Raw genomic sequence first — 19841 nt, 5'->3', positions numbered from 1 at the left:
GAACTGTGCGCATTGGGCCAAAACCGGGGAAGCCCCCTGCCCGGCGCGGTCAAATCTTTGGAAATGATGCCTAGTCGGGATTTTCGTTTGTCGCAAGGGTTTCGTTGGGCAAAGCGCTGTCTTGCACATCATCCGGGCATAAAATGCTGAAGAGTTGTTCAATTCACTGAACAAAGATAGCTTGCCCTTTGGGCAAAGGTAATCGGATGAGCGAAGCACAAAAGGAAAAAATCAAGCTGACAGCAAGTTGGCTGAACATCATGGCAGCGGGAACCATGGTGACAGGTGTCATCGCGCCTCTTTTTTCTCTGGTCTATGACTTTGAAAACATGAATGCCGCCCTTGTCTGGCGCATTCCCATTGGCAGTGCGGTTTTGTTTTTTACCAGTTTCGTATTACATTATGGAGGAAATCGAATTCTGGAGAGGCTTGATTGCGTATGAGCAATGTCGAAATTGTCTTTCTGCTCTGGCCCCTGTTTGGCGCTGGGCTTGCCGTGGGTGCGGCATATCTGTTTGTTAAATACACCTGACGTTTGTTGACGCGTCACTCGTTCTCTGGCGGGTGCTGCGCTTTTCCCGTTCGCATGACAAATCCGATCAACACCGCGACCGCCTGATAAAGTTCGATCGGAATTTCCTCATCAATATCAATTTGTGACAAGGCCTCGGCCATCATCGGGTCTTGCTCGATAGGCACACCCGATTCCCGCGCAATTTCCTCAATCCGGTCGGCGACCGATCCAGTGCCTTTGGCTGTTACCGTCGGTGCTCCCTCATTGTCATAGCGCAGAGCGACGGCGACTTTCTTCTCAGGGGCTGACTTTTTTGGCGGCTGTTTGCTCATGACGTGCGATCCAGTTTCACGCCATATCGGGCGTCGGCTTTTTTGGGCAATCCGCGCAGAAAACGAAGTTCCTTCAAGTCCAACCCGGCATGAGCAAAAGTCGCTTCCATTGCCTCGCGTTCACCAGACATAGCCTTGAAGGTTTCCCCGCGCTCCATCCAGAGGCTGACAAAGGTTCCCCCGCCGCGCAGGCTAACGGCGGCTTCCATCGGGCCAGTGGCCGTTAGATCAAGAGCGAACCTCAAACGCCAACCGGGTTCACCGTTTTCATCTTCGCCTGTATGGTCGGGATCACGACCGACCTGCATTTGCAAGACGCTGTTTTCCTGACCAAGATTTAACGGCAGCTCCACCACCACATCCATTGCGCGGCCAGCCTGCGCCTGTACTTCCTCCGTCATGCCCCGGCTAACCATTTGCGTAAGGCGGATGCGCGACAGGGCCGCATCCGTATCGCTCAAGAGCTTGGAGAGTTGCTGGATTTCATCTCCATCCGGACCGGAGCTTGGCAATGAGGGACGCTGCCCCCTTGGCCCGCCAACGAGGCTTGGAACAGGCGGCTGGGTCAAAGGTTTTTGGGGGGCTGGGTCAATCCCCATACCCTTCAAAAAACCGCGTAGTTGGAGGAGCAGGGATTTGATATCACCGCCCGCCTGCTGCGCGCCTTGCCCGCTCAAGGCTCCGGGCGGCAAAAGTCCTCCGCCGCGCGCCAGAGCTGCCTCGCGAAAAACGCCGGAGTTCTTGACCAGATTTTGCACGTCCTTGCCCGTTGTCTCGCCACTTCCGAGCCTCAGCCCCAACAGTTGTTGAACAACGGTTTGAACAGGTTCTGGCACTTTCGAGATACCGATGGCGGATCTGGACGACAGGCTAGCCAATTGTGCAAAGGCTCCAGACAGACTGGCTTGCTGTTCGGTCAATTTCGGCAAGACGGTTTGTGCAGCTCTCGCAACATCTGCGCTCACCGGCGGCTTGGTTCCACCTAGTGTTTGGCCGAGTGTTTGGGCAGTCGCTTGAGTTGCGCCATTTGCAGCTTTTTGCGTTCCCGGGGGTGCTGAGCCCGTGGGAACGGAAGGCGCATTCGCGTTTTGACTTGGTCCAGAGCGGCCACCCCTTTGTGCCTGCGGCACAGACGCTTGTCCTGACAGCGAAACGGGCTGACCGACCCGCCCCGATGCCTGTGTCTGAGCCGGTAAAGGCGATTGTGATGTGGCGGGATTCGCTGAGGAAGCAGGCGCACCCTGCGGTAAACCGGTTGCAGGCTGTGTAAGCGTAGATTGGCCAGGCGCCCCTTGGTTTGGTGTTTGCTGCACCGTTCCTTGTTGTCCAGGAGCAATTGGAGGTGCAGCGACATTCGAGCCACTTGAGGGAGGCGCTCCACCTGCAGCAGGCGTTGTTGGCGTTCCCGAGGGTGGAATGGTGCCAGACGCTGGGTTGGCAGATTGTGGCGCAAACCCTTGCGCCGTTGTCGGCTGAGAACTGGTGACTGGAGGCTGCCCTGTCTGTGGAGGTGAGCCTCCGGCTTGTGCACCGGTCGGAGTGGTCGCTGCCGAGGGGCCAGAAGGGGTACCGGTTTGCGCAGCGGTTTGGCCCTGCGCAGTCGTCGGTATGGTTCCGCCTCCCTGAACACTTGTCGGGTTGCCTCCAGTTTGTGGCAATGGCGCCGCAGCTCCGGTAGAGGAACCGCCTGTTGAGGTTGGGGGCGTAGTGGACGCAGGCAAGGAAGTTTGAACACCCTGTGCCTGTGTTGTCCCCGCCGTAGAGGGCGCGGATGCTGCCGGAGCGTTGGTGCTTCTCGATTGTGGCGCTTGGGGAGCCGGAGTTCCTTGAGAGGGCGCACCCGGCGTTTGCGGGGTTAAAGGGGTAGACTTGTGAGCGGACTGGGGAGCGCCCGCACCTCCCCCTGTTTGTGGCAGAACCGGAGCACCAACGGGTCGTCCGGTGACATCCAGCAGCAGGGCGACAGGTTTTTGCGGCAATCCGCTGCTACCGGTTTGCACATTCAAAGGTTGCAAAGCGGCTTGGGAAACCGGGCGTCCACTGTCGGGCGGAGGAGATGTTTGATTTGTCGCTGTTTGCTGCTGTGGAATAGCGCCTTGAGAATTCGCCGGGTTTTGCGCCGGTGCCTGCGGGGATGGCGGAGCTGCTTGCTGACGCGGCAACAGCTGGACCTCCGGCTTGGCCGCACTTCCCTCAACCTTTACCGTCAGTTCGGTTCCTTCCGGCAGGGGCTGGCTGACGCGCACATCAACCGAAGTGCCAGCAACATTCAAGCGCACGACATTATTGGGCAAAACCGCATCAACTTTGGCGGCGACCTCTGCCCCCGGCTTCAGCGGAAACCCGCCGCCAGTCGTCTTTTGCGTCAGTGAAGCCTGAACTGCTTCCACCGGAACAACCATTTTCAAACCCTCAACGAGGTGCACCAGACAAAGTGTCTAAAAGGCTCAAAAGTGACCTTAGGTCAAAAAAATGCGACAGATTGACCCTGATCAAGGTGAAGATACATTGATTGCAACAAATTCACAGCCTTCTGGCCGGAACATGGCATGAGGGAGGAAGCATGGACTGGATGAGCCGCATGAGCGAGCGGGCCGAACTAATGGGCCGTATGCTCGACACTTTGGGAGTGAATGCACCCGAACTCACCGCCAAATCCAACAAGGAAGAAGTACGCCTTGCAGTTGAGCGCTGTCGTTCCTGTGAACACTCAACCGACTGCCATGCTTGGCTGGAGGCGCATAAAGATGGCACGAGCGCTCCGATGCCGACATGTCCGAATGCAGGCGTTTTCAAGAACTGGGCCGACAGAATGTGATGGTTTTGCAATCCAGCGACGGCGCTGCCGCCGCTGCTTGCAACCTGTTCGTTACTTTGCCGCCGGGAAAAACCGATAGGCGACAAACGCAACCACCGCGCCACCAATAAAGCGAAACGGGAACATTGCCAAAGCGCCGGCATCCTGCGAGATCGGCAATGGAACTCCCAATAGTTTCAAGCCTGTTTCTGCCATAAGAGACAAGGCGGCCGCTGCAAAGCCAGCAATCCAGATCTTGGCAAAGGCATCGGCCTTGCGCCCAAGTAATAGGCCGATCAACAGCGCAGGCGGGTTTAGCAATCCGGACAGCGTCAACAGATCTGCCCATGTTCCATTCAAAATATCCATGGCGTGTCTTTACCAAGAGACAGCGCTGTTTTCGAGTGTAATTTTATTGCATATTCATCATAGTTTCGAAAATTTTCAACAACACAACCGCGTTACAACCTTTATTTATGCTAAGTGGTGTACTAATTTGGTTATCGGCAAGGTCGAAACACGCTCTGGTAGAGAGAGAAACGCATGGACGCATGTCAGGTTACCAGCCCCGAAAAGGTTACTGTGGAAGAGTTGGATCAGTCTGACCGCCGATTGGGGCTCAAGTGTTGTGAGTGTCATCGCTTTCGCTACATGCGCACCCATCGTTATCCGGCAAACACGATAGTGTCCAAAATTGCCAGGAAACTGCGCTGCGCTCAGTGCGGGTCTGAGGATGTTCGCACATTCCCGGTCGAACGCCATCCGGGCACCGGGTACTGGCCAGCCGAAGGAAGTTAGAGGCAAGCCCCAAGGCCACAGTTGCAAATCAACAGCTGACTTGCTAACGATCTACCGCACATTTTTTGGAGTATTTATGCGCGGATCTCAAGAGTCCCGGTAACGCCCGGCTCAGTAGATTAATGTTCGAAATGCCGGGTCATTGAACCACATCGTGTCGCATGCGTGTGCTGCGGCAAAAGATGACATGCATTCAAAAAGACTTCATTACTCATGGACATCTCAAAGGCTGAGCAGCGGGTCTTGCACCTGCTTGCACAAGGTGGCCGCATCGTCGTGGAAAAGGACGACCGCGGGCGCATTGTTGAAAATCGAACTGTCACGCGAGACGGTTGGTATTGGTCAGGCTGCAATCTGGCCCTTTTCAAGAAACTGAAACGGCGTGGATATATCGGGTCGCGCGGCGGCGGTCCTTATCACATCACCCAATTGGGCCTGAGGCGGGTCCGCGCCCAGCTTGACAACCGATAATCATAAAAGGGGTCACCGGTTCATAGATCGGTGGCCCCTACCCTCAATTCAAAATATCGCGGACATGCCGTCCGATTGCCAGTGCCGCGGTCAGCCCCGGCGACTCGATCCCGTAAAGCGCAATCAGTCCGGATAACCCGTGGGCCTCAGGTCCATCGATCCGGAAGTCTGCGGCGGCTTCTCCCGCAGGCACGATTTTTGGGCGAATGCCGGAATAATCCGGCACCAAGGCCCCATCTAACAGATCGGGCCAGTATTGCCGGATGGCTGAATAGAAAGACTCACCGCGAGCCGTGTCGACCTCGTAAGCGATTTCCTCCACCCACTCCACATCAGGGCCAAACCGGGCCTGATGCTGAAGATCCAGTGTCAGATGCACGCCGAGACCACCGGGTTCAGGAACGGGATAGATCAGTTTTGAGAACGGCGCACGCCCATCAAGTTTCAAGTAGCTTCCCTTGGCAAGATACGCTTGTGGGGCTTTGGGACCGACCAATTGCCGGCCCAGTTCCGGGGCCATGTGGCCAGCGCTGATAATCAGTTCCTTTGATGTAACCGCGTATTCACCGACCTCACTGTCGCGCACATGGACTTGATATCCGCCGCCGGGCAGTGGTTCGACGCGCTCCACAGCCGTGTTCAAAACAACCTGCCCGCCGTTGGAAGTCAGTTCTCCTTCCAAAGCCAACATCAGCCCATGGCTATCGACAATGCCGGTTGACGGAGAAAACAGCGCGCCAGCTACATCCAGTGCCGGTTCCATGGCCAGTGTTTCATCCCGCGAAAGCAGGATGAGGTCGCTTACTCCATTCGCCGCAGCTTTCTGACGGATCGTGTTCAACTCGCCAAGCTGCGCCTCATTAGAAGCTACAATCAGTTTTCCGATCCGGTCGTGAGAAACGCCGCGCTCAGCACAGAACTCGTATAGCGCGTGCTTTCCCTCAACACACAGCTGCGCCTTCAAGCTGCCTTGCGGATAATAAATCCCGGCATGAATGACTTCTGAATTGCGCGCACTCGTCTCCGAGCCGATCAGATCATGACGCTCAAGAACCATCACTTCGCGGCCTGATGCCGCCAAGGACCGAGCGATGGAGAGACCAACGACCCCTGCCCCGATCACGATGGTTTCAATGTCATGCATGAGACAATGTCCCGAAAAAGGATGCAGTCCCGGCCTTAGAGCCGGGACCTTTGACAACTTCAAAAGAAGGCCCCGGATCAAGTCTGGGGCCGTAGCTTATGTGGCGATCAGCCCCACCACTTCTCGGCAGTGAAGGTGCCAGCGGCGTCTTCGATGACTTGCCCAACCTGGAACAGGGTTGCTTCGTCAAACGGCTTGCCAATCAATTGCAGGCCAAGTGGCAGACCGTCCTTGTCGAGACCGGCTGGAACGGAAATGCCCGGTAGACCGGCCATGTTCACAGTTACGGTGAAGATGTCGTTCAGGTACATCTTCACTGGGTCAGCATGAAGGTCCTGATCAGCGACACCAAAGGCAGCAGATGGCGTTGCCGGGGTCAGGATTGCATCAACACCGTTTTCCCAAGCCAGATCAAAGTCGCGCTTGATGAGGGTGCGGACCTTTTGGGCTTTCAGGTAGTAGGCGTCATAATAACCGGCGGACAGAACATAAGTTCCGATCAGAACGCGGCGCTTGACCTCGTCACCGAACCCTTCTGCGCGGGTGTTTTCATACATCTCGACGATGTCCTTGCCCGGAACGCGCAGGCCGTAGCGAACGCCGTCATAACGAGCAAGGTTCGAGGACGCTTCGGCCGGAGCCACAATGTAATAAGCTGGCAACGCGTATTTCGTGTGCGGCAGATTGATATCGACGATCTCGGCACCAGCATCCTTCAGCCACTGGATACCCTTTTGCCAGAGTTCCTCGATCTCGGCAGGCATCCCATCTAGACGGTACTCCGCCGGAATGCCGATTTTCAAACCCTTGACGGATTTGCCCAGCGCATCTTCGTAATTCGGCACCGGCAGATCGACCGAAGTGGTGTCTTTCGGATCAACAGAGGCCATGGACTTCAAAAGGATCGCGCTGTCGCGAACCGTTTGGGCAATCGGGCCTGCCTGATCCAGCGAGGATGCGAAGGCAACTGTGCCCCAGCGCGAGCAGCGGCCATAAGTTGGCTTGATGCCGACTGTGCCGGTGAACGCAGCTGGCTGACGAATGGACCCGCCGGTATCCGTTGCTGTCGCGCCCATGCACAGGCGTCCCGCGACCGCAGACGCCGACCCGCCGGACGAGCCGCCTGGAACCAGATCCTGATTGGAGCCGTTCTTGCGCCACGGGTTTATCACGTCGCCATAGTAGGATGTCTCGTTGGAGGAGCCCATCGCGAACTCGTCCATGTTCAGCTTGCCAAGCATAACCGCACCATCCGCCCAGAGATTGGCAGTAACGGTGGATTCGTACTTCGGCTTGAAGCCATCCAGAATGTGGCTGCAGGCTTGGGTGTGAACGCCTTCAGTGGCAAAGAGATCCTTGATGCCAAGTGGAATGCCTTCCAGCGTGCCAGCTTCACCTTTGGCAAGGCGCTCATCAGACGCCTTGGCCATCTCACGGGCCTTGTCGCCGGTGACGGCAACATAGGCGTTCAGCTTTTCGTTGCCTGCCTCAATGTTCTTCAGGAAGGCGTCGGTGAGTTCAACAGCCGTGAACTCCTTGTTCTTTAGCCCTTCGCGGGCCTCGGCAATGGTCTTGTTTGTCAGATCGGTCATGATTTTGTGTCTCTTAGGCCGTTACCGGCCGTGAATAGAAAACGGATTCAGGATGTTCGGGATAATCGAGAACAGGGCCACATTTTTTAAAACCAGCGCTCTCATATAGGCTTCGTGCCGGTTTAAAGTTCACACCGGTTTCGAGGACGAGTTCTGAAAACCCCTCCTCCTCCGCCAAATGGATCACTTCCTTGAGGATCTTTCGCCCAAGGCCCAGCCCTTGAAAGCCGGGACGCGTGTACATGCGTTTGACTTCGGCAACCTTGTTCTCGTGGCGGTACAAAGCGCCGCACGCAGCAACCTTGCCATCCGCGCGCGCAACAAAAACGGTGGTCCGTTCGTTGGCCATCTGCTCGGCTGTCAGGTGGTGGCAGGCCTCTTCTGATGACAGGCTGAGCAGCAAGGTGCTGAGCTCGGAAATCATCTCCCGCATGTCATCGGAAAGCGGTGTCTCAACCTTGATGCTGACTGTGGTCTCTTGTTCCATCCCAGTTGGCCTCGGCTATTCAACCACCTTCGGCACCATGAAGAAATTATCTTCAGAAGCTGGTGCGTTGGCTGTGATGTCGTTCGCTTTTCCGCCATCGGTCACGCCGTCGACCCGCTTTTTCATGGCCTGTTCGACAACGGAGGTCAGCGGCTCAACGCCGTCAATATTCACTTCATCGAGCTGTTCGACAAAGCCAAGAATGCCATTCAATTCCCCGGTCATGCGGGTGGCTTCCTCTTCACTCACCTTGATGCGAGCGAGGCGCGCAACGCGCTTTACGGTATCTGTATCAACGGACATAACTGCCTCTTGTGTTGGAATTGGTGACCCTCTTTTCCGAAAACCCTTTCATCATGACAAGCAAAAGCCATTGGCGTGGCGGGAGAAAAACGCTAATACGGTCTCCATGAGGACCGAAAAAGAGAGCAAAGGCCGGCGCCCTGATGCGGAACTCACCGACCGCATCCTGACAACCTGTCTGGCGCATCTTGCTGCTGGCGGGCTGGAAGGGCTGTCTCTGGCCCGTCTTGCCGCAGACATTGGCACCAGCAAGCAAGCTCTCTATCGGCGTTTTTCGTCGAAAGAGGAGCTCGCACGCGCCAGTCTGGACGCCGCTCTGACGACGTTTCTGCCACCAACTCCGGAGCGCTCCAACCCGGCGCGAGACTTATCTCGCCTCCTGCAAGCCTACCGGCAGAATGTTTTTTTGAATGATCCCGGCAGAGCGCTCCTCAAAATCCGGCACCTACCCGCTTTTGAGCCAATTGCGCTTGGGCTTGAACAGGAACTTCAGTTTCATATCCGTCAGATTCTGATTGCAACACCGTTTGAAGCGGATATGGCGGTTCGCATAGAGCTGTTTATCGCCTTCCTGTGGCATCAGGCGCAGGTGTCCGAGAACGACATTTCTGGCCTCTCCAGTGCGCAAAAGCTGGACCACGCCATCCTCACCGTTTTGGGCCTCACCGCCTGACCACACCAACTCAATGACATCGCTGTCGCGTCTGTGTGATCAAGCGTGATTGGCAGAACTGCGCAGGCTTTCCCACCTTGAGTTTGTAAGCGGCGTCTCAACGCGAAGCGTCCGCCTCAGTTTTCAAGAATTCGGGAGATCTTCACATGACTTTTAAACCGCTCATCGCCGCAGCTGCTTTTACCGTCAGCCTTTTGTCGGGCGCTGCATTTGCCGATGAGATCACGACCTATGTTGAGAACGGAGCAGCCATCGGCGGCACTGACCCGGTTGCCTATTTCACGCAAGGCAAACCGGTTGCAGGTTCTGATGAATTTACCGCCGTTTATGATGATGTGACGTGGAAGTTCGCGTCAGCAGAAAACCGTGACTTGTTTGAAGCAAACCCTGAAAAATATGCTCCCCAATTCGGTGGCTTTTGCGCCTTTGGAGCTGGCAAGGGCTTCAAGGTTCCCGTAGTGGCTGAAGCTTGGCAAATCAAAGACGGCAAGCTCTACCTGAACAACTCGCTGAAGGTTCAAGAACGCTTCAACAAAAATCCGGACGAGCACATCAATAATGCGACCTTGAACTGGGAAATCATCAAGGACGTGAAACCTGAAGACCTGAAAGAACCGATCATTCGCTGATCAACCTCCCCAAGCAGCCTCCACCCACTTTCCCGCGAGATGCGATTCTCGCGGGATTTTTTCGTTTTTACAAACGCTTATTCCAAAGCCCTAAACCGACAGGTCTCCACCCGGCGTCATTTCTCTGACCTTGCCGCTCTCAGTTCCCAGCGCAGAGACAAAGCTGTTCGCTTTCTGATCAAGGATCGGGAATGTTCCAAAGTGGCATGGCACGATGGTGTTGAACTCGAAGAACCGCTGGCAGGCAAGTGCTGCAGCTCTGGCTCCCATCGTGAACCGATCTCCAATAGGAACGATCCCAACTTTCGGAGCGTAGAGCTCATTGATCAGAGCCATGTCGGAAAATACATCCGTGTCCCCCATATGATAGAGCGTCGGCTCACCCGGTGCTTCCACGATGATGCCGTTTGGATTTCCAAGACAAACCGGCTCGCCGCTTTCCGGAATTGTCGAAGATGTATGATGCGCAGTTGTCAGCGCGACCTTGAACGGCCCGACATCCACACAGCCACCTGCTCCCATCGGGTTTATGTTTTCGATACCCTTGGCCCCGGCCCACATGCAGATCTCAAAATTGGCTGTCAGCTGTGCGCCAGTCTTCTTCAAGATCTCGATGCTGTCGCCAACATGGTCATCATGGCCATGGGTCAGCAGAACATGAGTGACACCCTCCGCAACCTGATCAACACTGAGGTCGTTCGGAAAGGACGGGTTTCCGCTCAAAAACGGATCAATCAGGATCGATGCGTCTGAAATTTCAACCTTGAATGCAGAATGGCCATACCAGGTCAGCTTCATTTAAATTCCTCCACAAAACAAATCAGTTGCAAGATAGCCGAACCACACCGCCACACAACATCTGAGCTGCATTGTTGTTTTCTGTTCATCCTTTATGGCGTTTCCGCTCTCTTCCTGCTAAAGGCCGACGATGGCATCAGATCCTGCACTTTCTCTGGACGACTTCCTGTCCGTCCTTCCCCCAAACAGCCGTTTGATCGGGCTGGATTTGGGAACAAAGACAATTGGCCTTGCCCTTTCCGATCTCGGTCGCGGAATAGCTACGCCGATGGAAACCATCCGGCGCAAAAAGTTCACGCAGGATGCGGAAAAGTTGCTCGACATCTGTGCCAAGCAGGAAGTTAGTGGTCTGGTTCTGGGGTTGCCACTTAATATGGACGGCTCCGAAGGACCGCGTGCGCAGGCAACCCGCGCCTTTTGCCGGAACTTGTCTCAGAAAACCGAGCTTCCAATCACCTATTGGGATGAACGCCTCTCCACTGCTGCAGTCACGCGAACATTGCTGGAAGCCGATTCCAGCCGAGCAAAGCGGGCCGAGGTTGTCGACAAGATGGCCGCAGCCTTCATCCTTCAAGGTTTTCTGGATCGACTGGGGCACATGGGCGCCAGCTGAGCGCTCAGCTGACACCCACGCATTAGGCACCTAACCATCTGCGACAAGACGAAACCCGACGCGTGCCGGGGGCGTTCCCCCTCCGCATCCCGCCTTGGCCGTATCGCGCACCAACACCGACAGAACTGCCTTGTGGTTCCCCATGGCAATGCGAAGGCTTTCGCAGTTGCCGCTGCGTGTCTCCCCGGCTTCCAAGCAGGAGGCTGTCCATTCCCAAGTTGTGTCGCGGAGCTGTTCGATCCCGAACTGGTTCGGTGTTTCAATAACCGGGTTTGGATCACTCATCCGGAAATTTGAAGCCCAACTGAGTTCGGGGGCATCAAACAACACCTCATCGGCTTGCGGCACTTGTTCGGCAGCCAGCAACATCCATTCTTCGTGGGTCGGCAAACGATAAGAAATCTGGTCCCGCTTGCCCTTCCACCGGATATAAGCGTGAACATCCAGAAGGTTGATCCCGAACATTGGCTCATCAGCCGTCGACTTCACAGGAACCTGCGGGCAAGCCTGATCTGCGACGCATGCCAGCCAGTCGGATGTCGTGACCTGTTGTTTTTGAACCAAAAGCGGGCTTTCGCCGCCAACATCGACAGGAACGAAACCTGATGGCGGCGATTGCGCCGCCATCAGGCCAGTTATCATGGGACCGGCTGCATAACCGGAGGCTCCCCCAAGGAGGAGAAGGAGAGCCACGCGGAGCAGCAACGAATTAGTTGCGGATGGGCCCATGATAGACCTGTTCCATCAGGGAGTTATCCCATTTCCCATCGACCACCACATGAGCGGCAGCGCCAAGTTCAACTGCCTCGATCAGATTGTGGTTCAGGTAGACATAAACACCTGGCTGAAGGAACTTGTAGAGCGCTGCGCCTGCAGAGCCGCCGCGGATAAACCAGGTTTCCAGATCCTTCATTGGAGGGTTGTTGAAGCTACCTTCTTCCCAAACGTAGTCTCCATGCCCACCGATCAGGTGCGGACGGGTGTCACGGTTGGCCTGAGAATGCACAAACAGCACGGTTTCACCGACGCTGGCCTTCAGCGCGTTCTCGCCAACAAGCGATCCGACTGCCCCATTGAAGACGATATGGCTCGGGATCAAACCGCGCATCACATCAACCCACTCTGCGAAATCTTCGCCGGCGAAATTGTAGGACTTGAAGTTCCCATTTTCGTCACGTGGCACGTAGTACTCTTGCTCGGTGATGTAGTAGAGCTTGTCGTAAGAAAGCGAGTTGCCTTTCTCGTCCTTCAGGCCTTCACGCGGCAAAACCATGATGATGCCGTTCATGCCATGGGTAACATGGTACGGTGTCATGGAGCCTTCGGGTGCACAGTGATAGATGAAGACGCCCGGCTTGGTTGCTTTGAAGCGCAACAATGCCTCTTCACCCGGAAGTAACGTTGTGATGCCCGCTCCGCCCAGCGCACCTGTGGCGACGTGAAGATCGATGTTGTGCTCCATCAAGTTGGTTTCAGGGTTCTTCAGTGTCAGTTCGACATAGTCGCCTTCATGAACGACGATCATCGGACCGGGGACAGAGCCGTTAAATGTGAGTGCGACGATTTCCGTTCCATCCGGATCGATCTGGATCTTCTTTTCCTCGATGGTGAAATCAATTTCCACAATCTTCGGCTTGCCCGTTGCGACCTGCTCGTGTTTGGGCGCGAATGGCGGCATGACGAGTTCCTGTTTCACGCGCTCATAGCCGGACAGGTCAACTTTCGCCTCTGTTCCGTCTGCTATGTCACCAGCTGGAGCATCGCCATGCGTCATGCGCTCTTCAGTGGCTGGCATGCTAGCTTCGTCGGCCTTGGAAAAGGTTGCCAGATAAGCAGCCACATCCCGGCGATCCTGCTCTTTCTTCAAGCGGAAGGTCATCTTCGTGCGGGCTTTGTCGTTGCCAGTGAAAGAGCGAATGTAGTCCTTCGGGCTCGCCAGCCACTCGACGATCATCTCTTCATCCCAGACACCGCCAGCTTCGTTGGCAGCCTTCAGGCCGGTGGCATACTTATAACCTTCGAAGCTTCCCATGGGCCGACCGACAACACCGGTTAGATTAGGGCCAACGCCATTGCGGGCGCCTTCGCCAATTTGGTGGCAGGCGCGGCATTTGCGAAAAATATTCTCACCATTTACAGCATCACCTTCTGCAAATGACGGCGAAGAGAACACCGCCGCCCCAAGGGCAACGGCAGCAACCGCAGCAGCGGTGTGTATATGTTTCAAATAGTACATGGAACGTCCCTTACGATCTCCCCTTCAACTCCTCACGAAAGAGCAGTTGACGTAGTGAAATTTTAAAGAGACTCGTGCCCGGACCCATCTCATTTCGGTCTATGGTATTAATCAGAATTACCTATTCGTTTTCATTTTTGCCTTTCCGGAACTCCAATTCCCTGCCATTAAAGAAGCGCTTCCTGCCTTTCAGCTTCCGCCTCCGGACGATTATTGCTCTTGTCCCAAGGCTTCGTTGACCTTCGGCGTTCCACATCACAGGTTTTCAATGCTTACGACGCTCAATGCCCTTTTGCCGGTCATACTGGTTATTGCTTCCGGCCACCTTCTGGCGCGCGTTGGACTTATCAGCGGTGATCAATGGCGTGGGATCGAGCGTCTGGCCTGGTATGTGCTGTTTCCATCAGTGCTGTTTCTAAAAACCGCCGTCATCGATTTCTCGACACTGCCAGCACTGGAAATGTCGGCTGCGCTTTTGGCATCTATTTTTGCCATGGGCGCGCTGATTTTGGCCTTGCGCCCGATGTTTGAGAAGGTCTGGGCCATCAACGGCCCCCGCTACACTTCCATCTTTCAAGGCTCTGTGCGCTGGAATGCTTTCGTGGCGCTTGCACTTGGAGAAAGCCTGATCGGTCCCGTCGGGGTTGCCCTGATCGCCGTAGCCATGGCGGTCATGATCCCGGTCCTGAACGTCATGTGCGTGCTGGTACTCTCCCGTTATGCCAATGCAGAACCACCGACGCTTAAAAAGACCTTAAAAGACCTGGCCTCCAACACATTCATTATGTCGATTGCGCTCGGGCTTTTTGTGAATGTCGTCGGGCTACCAATCCCCGCCATTTTGAATGATACGCTTGGACTGTTCGCCAGCGCTGCGCTGCCAGTTGGTATCTTGTGCGTTGGGGCCGGACTTGATCTAGCGGCCTTACGCCGTCCCGGTCCGGCTTTGACCAGTGGCACTCTGCTCCGGTTGATCCTGATGCCTTTGATGGGCGCCGGTTTTGCCTGGGTTTTCGGCGTGACCGGCCCAGCGCTGACCGCCGTTATCATCTCGCTTGCCGTGCCGGCCGCCAGCAATTCCTATTTGATGGCGCGCCAGATGGGTGGAGACGCCAAACTGATGGCGGAAATTCTGACGCTGCAAACGGTTGTGGCCGTGGTGACCCTACCTCTGGCGGTCTATTTGCTTGGCGGCTAGCGCCGCTATTTTTTCAAAAACAACACGAAGAACGGGGGATAGCAGACTCACCGCTTGTGCCAAGGCCCGACTCCGCCTATAGCCTTGGCTTCGATGAGCGCGACACATTCCCATCGAGATATGCCCTTCCCCCATCGCCACCTGCTTGGGATCGAAGGGCTTCAACCCCACGAAATTCTGGGCCTTCTGGACCGGGCGGATGAAGCCGTTGAGGTGAGCCGCCGGGTGGAAAAGCGGAAGTCCGTCTTGAGTGGACGCACCCAAATCAACCTGTTCTTCGAGGCTTCGACGCGGACCCAGTCCTCGTTCGAGATCGCAGGAAAGCGCCTAGGCGCGGACGTGATGAACATGGCGGTGTCCCAATCGTCGGTCAAAAAGGGCGAAACCCTAATCGACACGGCGGCGACACTCAATGCCATGCATCCCGATCTGTTGGTGGTACGGCACCATGCAGCCGGTGCGGTTCATTTGCTGGCCCGCAAGATCGGCTGTTCGGTGGTCAATGCTGGCGACGGGCCGCATGAACACCCGACGCAAGCCTTGCTGGATGCACTGACGATCCGCCGCCATAAGGGCAAGATTGCTCGGCTGACTGTCGCGATTTGTGGTGACATTGCCCATTCGCGGGTGGCGCGCTCCAATATCATTCTCTTGAACGCGCTTGGCGCAAGGGTACGGGTGATCGCCCCCTCTACGCTGCTTCCCGGCGGCATTCAGAACATGGGCGTCGAAGTCTTTCAGGACATGCGCGAGGGCCTGAAGGGCTGTGACATTGTCATGATGCTTCGCCTGCAGCGCGAACGCATGAACGGGGCCTTCATTCCTTCAGTACGCGAATACTATCGCTACTACGGACTGGATGCAGAAAAGCTCTCCTACGCCAATGAAGATGCGCTGGTCATGCACCCGGGACCAATGAACCGGGGCGTTGAAATCGACCCCGCCATTGCCGATGGCCCTCAAAGCTTGATCCGCGAGCAAGTGGAAATGGGTGTCGCCGTGCGCATGGCCGTTCTGGAAGCACTCGCCGCCCACCTGCCGCAAAACTAGAGGAAACGCAATTGGTTCACGACACACCAAAACCTCTGGTTCTTTCCAATGCCAGGGTGATTGATCCTGCCCGCAAGCTGGATGCACCGGGTTCCGTCATTGTCGCAGACGGCACCATTTTGGCAGCGGGACCGGAAGCCGCCAATCAGGGTGCGCCTTATGGTGCCGACATCATCGACTGTGCAGGCGCTATCGCCGCCCCCGGTCTGATCGACATGTGCGTGTCGGTTGGCGAACCGGGCGCAGAACACCGCGAAACGCTGGCCAGCGCGTCTGATGCCGCTGCTGCAGGCGGTGTCACCACCATTAGCACCATGCCGGAAACTGACCCGGTGATTGATGATCCGGCGCTGGTCGACTTTATCTTGCGCCGCGCACGCGATACCGCCGCCATCAACGTTCATCCTCTTGCCGCTCTGACCAAAGGCCTGCAAGGCACAGAGATGACCGAAATAGGCCTCTTGAAAGAAGCCGGTGCGGTTGCCTTCACCAATGGGCACAAGTCCGTCAAAAACGCGCAAGTCATGCGCCGGATGATGACCTATGCCCGCGATTTTGATGCGCTGGTAATCCACCACACGGAAGACCCAGATCTGGCAGGCGGCGTCATGAATGCCGGTTTGAATGCCAGCTGGAAGGGCCTGTCCGGTGTGCCGCGCGAAGCGGAAATCATCATGCTGGAGCGCGATTTGCGCCTCGTTGGCATGTCGAAATCGAAATACCACGCCAACCTGATTTCAACGTCTGACAGCGCAGACGTCATTAGAGCTGGCAAGAAACGCGGTCTGAACATCACCGCTGGGGTCTCGATCAACCACCTGACCCACAATGAAAACGATATCGGCGCCTATCGCACCTTCTTCAAGATGTCGCCGCCCTTGCGCGATGAAGATGATCGTCAGGCCATGATCGCTGCTTTGGCAGATGGCACGATCGATATTATCGTCTCCAATCACGACCCGCAGGACGTGGAAACCAAACGCCACCCTTGGGCAGAAGCAGAAGACGGGGCGATTGGCCTTGAAACCATGCTGGCCGCCGCCCTCCGCCTCTATCACTCCGAACAAATCGACCTCGTCACCCTGCTGGCTGCGATGACGGTCAATCCGGCGGATCGGCTTGGGCTAGACGTAGGCCGTCTGACACAAGGCGCACCGGCAGATATCGTTGTCTTTGATCCGGACAAGCCTTGGGTTTTAGAAAAATCCGCCATCAAGTCCCGCTCCAAAAACTCCACCTTCGAAGACGCCCGCTTCTCAGGCCGCGTTCTAAGAACGGTTGTTGGTGGGAAAGTCGTGTTTGAACACGGCTAGCGAGCAGCCCCACTTTTGCGCCGCCCCGGACATGTTTCGGGGCTTACTCTCCGGGAATCTGCTTGTCAGTTTACTCGCATGATCCAATCGGATCCAATTTTGGCAAAGATGTTTGTCACGAGTTTTGGTGTACCTGTTCCACCCGCTCTAATTTGATAACTACACTCATAACCTTTGCTTTGAACGGCTGTACATCCTTGCTTGACAAAGTGAGTGATCGGCAGAAGCTGGAGCGCCAATGGAGACACCTGAGCGGAATGCGCCTTTAGCATTTCCTGTTGGCTAGGTTCAGAGTATCCGAGATTACTTGTGCCCCCTTGCTGTCTCTCTGATTTAAGGCAGTCGGTGTATAGTTTATAAAGTTCAATGCGTTCGGCTGCCGTCGTGCCCTGAAAATCGCTCCTAGCTGATTCAAAACAAAATCGTCTCCAACTAGGTCGCTTTCCTCTTATGCCTTTCCTATACTTCCTCGTAGCCTTCCTTCAATTGAAACTCCGAGCCCCCCAGCACAGACTTCAACCCGGCGATCAATATCTTTAATTTGCGCAATTGCTGGCGAAGGAAAAAGCCCTGCAACCAAAGAGTAGAGAGATATAAGCACAAGGCATTTGTGGGTCATTCAAAAAATCTCCCGGTCATAGCTATCAGAGCTCCTACCGCAGACCCCAAAGAAAACGTGAAGCCTTGGCTGGCCACCTCCAGCACTTTCTCGCCGTTTGACGCACCCAGAAATTCAGATGCAACCATAAGCCCAGCACAAATGAAAATCAGGAGGAAAAAGCAAATAAGTACGGAAGTCTGAAATTTTGTCATCACACTCCCAATGCTACTAGTAAGCATTTACGTGAGTTTTATATCTAACGATTTTTGATAAATATAACAATATGTATACATTACATCGAAAGAACAACCATTTTGATTCAGCTAGTATTGAGATTGCACTTTGTGGCTGACTGTTTTTTTATCTGGTCCAAACCAATGCCGTGAATTTTGGAGTGCATCTCCCCATGGAAAGCAGCGCGGCAAGGCCTTATAGTGACAAAAATGAAATGATCATGCGCGCGGCGGGGAGATACTGACAGAACATGCCTGATCCGATCAGCTGGGAATTTGCCTGGCCTTACTACCTTGCTGCCCTCGCCTTCGGGTATCTGCTGGGCTCCATTCCCTTTGGTCTTGTGTTCACGCGCATGGCCGGGAAAGGCGATATTCGCAAGATTGGTTCGGGCAATATCGGCACCACCAATGTTCTACGGACAGGCAGCAAGAAGCTGGCGCTGGCAACGCTGCTTGGTGACGGTCTGAAAGGCACGGTTGCGGTTCTGATTGTCAGTCATTTTTATGGGCTGGAAATGGCGCTGATTGCAGGGCTTGGCGCGTTTTTGGGGCATTTGTTTCCGGTCTGGCTGAAATTCAAGGGCGGCAAGGGCGTTGCCACCTATCTTGGAATCTTGCTCGGGATTTACTGGCCTGCGTTTTTGGCGTGTGCGGCGATCTGGATCGGGGTGGCCTTTGTGTTCCGCTACTCTTCTCTCTCTGCCCTTACCGCCAGCTTGTTGACGCCAGTGCTGCTTTACGTTGCCTTCGGGCAGGTTCAAATCGCGGAGATGTTTGCCCTTCTCTCCTTGCTGCTCTGGGTTAAGCATCACGAGAATATTGGCCGATTGCTGCGCGGCGAAGAATCCAGGATTGGGCAAAAATCCAAACCCGCTCCTGAGCCAGACCCTGCAGAAGACGGGGCCGCGTGACGGCGCTCAAGCCGCATAAAACACCTTGCCTCCCAGAGGCCCAGCGCCTTGCTTGGCTGCGTTTAATACGCTCTGAAAATGTCGGGCCGCATACATTCCGTGATCTGATCAACCATTTCGGGTCTGCAGATGCAGCGCTCGCTGCCTTGCCGGAAATGTCCGCGCGGGGCGGAAAACGCACACTTCGTGTTTCGCCGCTTCACGATGCAGAAGCAGAGCTTGAAGCACACACGCGTTTTGGCGCGCGACTGGTCGCCCTTGGTGAGCCGGACTATCCACCGCATCTGAAACATATTGACGGCCCGCCGCCCCTCATTTCGGTTCTCGGGGGTCAAACACTGGCTGGCCCGCAAATGATTGGCATGGTCGGCGCGCGCAATGCATCCCTCTCCGGGCGAAAGCTGGCTGGGCAAATTGCCACCGATCTCGGGACGCACGGCTTTGCCATTGCCTCGGGCCTCGCCCGCGGAATTGATGCTGCTGCGCATGAAGCAGCGCTTTCCTCCGGTACCGTTGCGGTCTTTGCTGGCGGGATCGACATTCTTTATCCACCGGACCATGCCGGGCTGCTCTCAAGCCTGCTGGAGCGCGGCGGCAATGCCATCACCGAGATGCCGTTTGGCTGGAAACCGCGTGGCCGCGATTTTCCCCGTCGCAACAGGATCATTTCCGGCCTGTCTCTTGGCGTGGTGGTGATTGAAGCGGCGAAGAAATCCGGCTCGCTTCACACAGCCCGCTTCGCGCTGGAGCAAAACCGTGAGATTTTTGCTGTTCCGGGCTCTCCGCTTGACCCGCGTTCTGAAGGCGCCAACCAGCTGATCCGGCAAGGCGCGACACTTATCACATCCGCCGACGATATTCTGGAAAGCCTTGCCGGACGCCTTGAGCCTGACCTGCCCTTCGCACAGACCATCAACGAAGACCCGACTTCAACAGACGCCCCTTATCAGGAGCCGGACGACAGTTCGCGCAGCGCAGTTCTCTCTGCCCTTGGACCGACACCAACGGATGTGGATGAGCTCATTCGGTTTCTTTGCGTGCCAGCGCGCAGTGTCAATGTCATCCTGTTGGAACTGGAACTCGCCGGACGGTTGGAACGGCACCGGGGAAACACGATTTCGCTGCTTTATTGAGTTGGCTTGTCG

The 19841-nt window shown here is 55.6% G+C and carries 21 protein-coding genes and 1 pseudogene; 11 read left to right on the top strand and 11 right to left on the bottom strand.

From position 1 onward, the window contains the following. Positions 1 to 206 precede the first annotated feature (206 nt). Positions 207 to 443: a hypothetical protein gene (locus TRICHSKD4_RS22905; protein WP_009469372.1), complete on the top strand. Its 237-nt coding sequence runs from the start codon at positions 207 to 209 to the stop codon at positions 441 to 443. Between the two features lie 103 nt (positions 444 to 546). Here TRICHSKD4_RS22905 and TRICHSKD4_RS22900 read toward each other — a convergent pair whose 3' ends face one another. After that, on the bottom strand, positions 547 to 846 hold the full coding sequence (locus tag TRICHSKD4_RS22900) for an EscU/YscU/HrcU family type III secretion system export apparatus switch protein (protein WP_009469371.1): 300 nt from the start codon (positions 844 to 846) through the stop codon (positions 547 to 549). Next, complete coding sequence (locus TRICHSKD4_RS22895; protein ID WP_009469370.1) at positions 843 to 3248, bottom strand: flagellar hook-length control protein FliK; 2406 nt, start codon at positions 3246 to 3248, stop codon at positions 843 to 845. The genes TRICHSKD4_RS22900 and TRICHSKD4_RS22895 overlap by 4 nt, the downstream gene beginning before the upstream one ends. Positions 3249 to 3409: 161 nt before the next feature. Between TRICHSKD4_RS22895 and TRICHSKD4_RS22890 the strand changes: the two genes are divergently transcribed. Then, positions 3410 to 3664: a DUF6455 family protein gene (locus TRICHSKD4_RS22890; RefSeq protein ID WP_009469369.1), complete on the top strand. Its 255-nt coding sequence runs from the start codon at positions 3410 to 3412 to the stop codon at positions 3662 to 3664. Between the two features lie 51 nt (positions 3665 to 3715). Here TRICHSKD4_RS22890 and TRICHSKD4_RS22885 read toward each other — a convergent pair whose 3' ends face one another. After that, entirely contained in the window at positions 3716 to 4012 is a 297-nt protein-coding gene (locus tag TRICHSKD4_RS22885) for a hypothetical protein (protein ID WP_009469368.1), read from the bottom strand. 642 nt (positions 4013 to 4654) lie between these two features. Here TRICHSKD4_RS22885 and TRICHSKD4_RS22880 point away from each other — a divergent pair. Further along, entirely contained in the window at positions 4655 to 4912 is a 258-nt protein-coding gene (locus TRICHSKD4_RS22880; protein ID WP_009469366.1) for a YjhX family toxin, read from the top strand. A 43-nt stretch (positions 4913 to 4955) separates the two neighbouring features. Here the strand turns inward: TRICHSKD4_RS22880 and TRICHSKD4_RS22875 are convergent, their stop codons facing one another. The 4 genes from TRICHSKD4_RS22875 to gatC form a co-directional block, all read right to left on the bottom strand. Next, positions 4956 to 6056 (bottom strand): NAD(P)/FAD-dependent oxidoreductase, encoded by a 1101-nt coding sequence (locus tag TRICHSKD4_RS22875; protein WP_009469365.1) that lies wholly within the window; start codon positions 6054 to 6056, stop codon positions 4956 to 4958. Between the two features lie 107 nt (positions 6057 to 6163). Beyond that, positions 6164 to 7648 (bottom strand): Asp-tRNA(Asn)/Glu-tRNA(Gln) amidotransferase subunit GatA, encoded by a 1485-nt coding sequence (gatA, locus tag TRICHSKD4_RS22870; protein ID WP_009469364.1) that lies wholly within the window; start codon positions 7646 to 7648, stop codon positions 6164 to 6166. 13 nt (positions 7649 to 7661) lie between these two features. Next, positions 7662 to 8135, bottom strand: a complete 474-nt coding sequence (locus TRICHSKD4_RS22865; protein ID WP_009469363.1) for a GNAT family N-acetyltransferase — start codon at positions 8133 to 8135, stop codon at positions 7662 to 7664. 15 nt (positions 8136 to 8150) lie between these two features. Beyond that, positions 8151 to 8438 (bottom strand): Asp-tRNA(Asn)/Glu-tRNA(Gln) amidotransferase subunit GatC, encoded by a 288-nt coding sequence (gene gatC / locus TRICHSKD4_RS22860; protein ID WP_009469362.1) that lies wholly within the window; start codon positions 8436 to 8438, stop codon positions 8151 to 8153. Positions 8439 to 8544: 106 nt separating this feature from the next. On the opposite strand from gatC, the gene TRICHSKD4_RS28575 reads away from it, so the two are divergent. Next, complete coding sequence (locus TRICHSKD4_RS28575; RefSeq protein WP_050763522.1) at positions 8545 to 9111, top strand: TetR/AcrR family transcriptional regulator; 567 nt, start codon at positions 8545 to 8547, stop codon at positions 9109 to 9111. 146 nt (positions 9112 to 9257) lie between these two features. Beyond that, entirely contained in the window at positions 9258 to 9740 is a 483-nt protein-coding gene (locus tag TRICHSKD4_RS22850) for a YHS domain-containing (seleno)protein (protein WP_009469360.1), read from the top strand. Positions 9741 to 9830: 90 nt separating this feature from the next. Here TRICHSKD4_RS22850 and TRICHSKD4_RS22845 read toward each other — a convergent pair whose 3' ends face one another. Continuing rightward, positions 9831 to 10538 carry a metal-dependent hydrolase gene (locus TRICHSKD4_RS22845; RefSeq protein ID WP_009469359.1) on the bottom strand — a complete coding sequence of 236 codons (708 nt, stop codon included), beginning with the start codon at positions 10536 to 10538 and terminating at the stop codon, positions 9831 to 9833. A gap of 130 nt (positions 10539 to 10668) precedes the next feature. Between TRICHSKD4_RS22845 and ruvX the strand changes: the two genes are divergently transcribed. Continuing rightward, positions 10669 to 11151, top strand: a complete 483-nt coding sequence (gene ruvX / locus TRICHSKD4_RS22840) for a Holliday junction resolvase RuvX (protein WP_009469358.1) — start codon at positions 10669 to 10671, stop codon at positions 11149 to 11151. Positions 11152 to 11181: 30 nt separating this feature from the next. Here the strand turns inward: ruvX and TRICHSKD4_RS22835 are convergent, their stop codons facing one another. The 3 genes and pseudogenes from TRICHSKD4_RS22835 to TRICHSKD4_RS31835 all read right to left on the bottom strand — a co-directional run. Beyond that, positions 11182 to 11793: an SUMF1/EgtB/PvdO family nonheme iron enzyme gene (locus tag TRICHSKD4_RS22835; RefSeq protein WP_009469357.1), complete on the bottom strand. Its 612-nt coding sequence runs from the start codon at positions 11791 to 11793 to the stop codon at positions 11182 to 11184. A gap of 67 nt (positions 11794 to 11860) precedes the next feature. Then, positions 11861 to 12925 (bottom strand): copper-containing nitrite reductase, encoded by a 1065-nt coding sequence (nirK, locus tag TRICHSKD4_RS22830; protein WP_050763542.1) that lies wholly within the window; start codon positions 12923 to 12925, stop codon positions 11861 to 11863. 57 nt (positions 12926 to 12982) lie between these two features. Further along, a pseudogene (locus TRICHSKD4_RS31835) lies at positions 12983 to 13387 on the bottom strand (cytochrome c family protein); the annotation flags it as partial. A gap of 268 nt (positions 13388 to 13655) precedes the next feature. On the opposite strand from TRICHSKD4_RS31835, the gene TRICHSKD4_RS22825 reads away from it, so the two are divergent. The 5 genes from TRICHSKD4_RS22825 to dprA all read left to right on the top strand — a co-directional run bounded on the left by TRICHSKD4_RS22825 (position 13656) and on the right by dprA (position 19829). Next, positions 13656 to 14585: an AEC family transporter gene (locus TRICHSKD4_RS22825; RefSeq protein WP_009469355.1), complete on the top strand. Its 930-nt coding sequence runs from the start codon at positions 13656 to 13658 to the stop codon at positions 14583 to 14585. A gap of 93 nt (positions 14586 to 14678) precedes the next feature. Continuing rightward, on the top strand, positions 14679 to 15635 hold the full coding sequence (locus tag TRICHSKD4_RS22820) for an aspartate carbamoyltransferase catalytic subunit (protein ID WP_208993164.1): 957 nt from the start codon (positions 14679 to 14681) through the stop codon (positions 15633 to 15635). Between the two features lie 11 nt (positions 15636 to 15646). Beyond that, a complete protein-coding gene (locus tag TRICHSKD4_RS22815) occupies positions 15647 to 16948 on the top strand; it encodes a dihydroorotase (protein WP_009469353.1) in 1302 nt (433 codons plus the stop codon). Between the two features lie 1085 nt (positions 16949 to 18033). Further along, positions 18034 to 18696 carry a glycerol-3-phosphate 1-O-acyltransferase PlsY gene (plsY, locus tag TRICHSKD4_RS22805; protein WP_009469349.1) on the top strand — a complete coding sequence of 221 codons (663 nt, stop codon included), beginning with the start codon at positions 18034 to 18036 and terminating at the stop codon, positions 18694 to 18696. Beyond that, positions 18693 to 19829: a DNA-processing protein DprA gene (gene dprA, locus TRICHSKD4_RS22800; protein WP_009469348.1), complete on the top strand. Its 1137-nt coding sequence runs from the start codon at positions 18693 to 18695 to the stop codon at positions 19827 to 19829. The genes plsY and dprA overlap by 4 nt, the downstream gene beginning before the upstream one ends. The last annotated feature ends 12 nt before the right edge of the window (positions 19830 to 19841 follow it).

The sequence above is a fragment of the Roseibium sp. TrichSKD4 genome (assembly GCF_000148725.1).
In the GTDB taxonomy this organism is placed as follows: domain Bacteria; phylum Pseudomonadota; class Alphaproteobacteria; order Rhizobiales; family Stappiaceae; genus Roseibium.
This window is presented reverse-complemented; position numbering and strand designations above follow the sequence as displayed.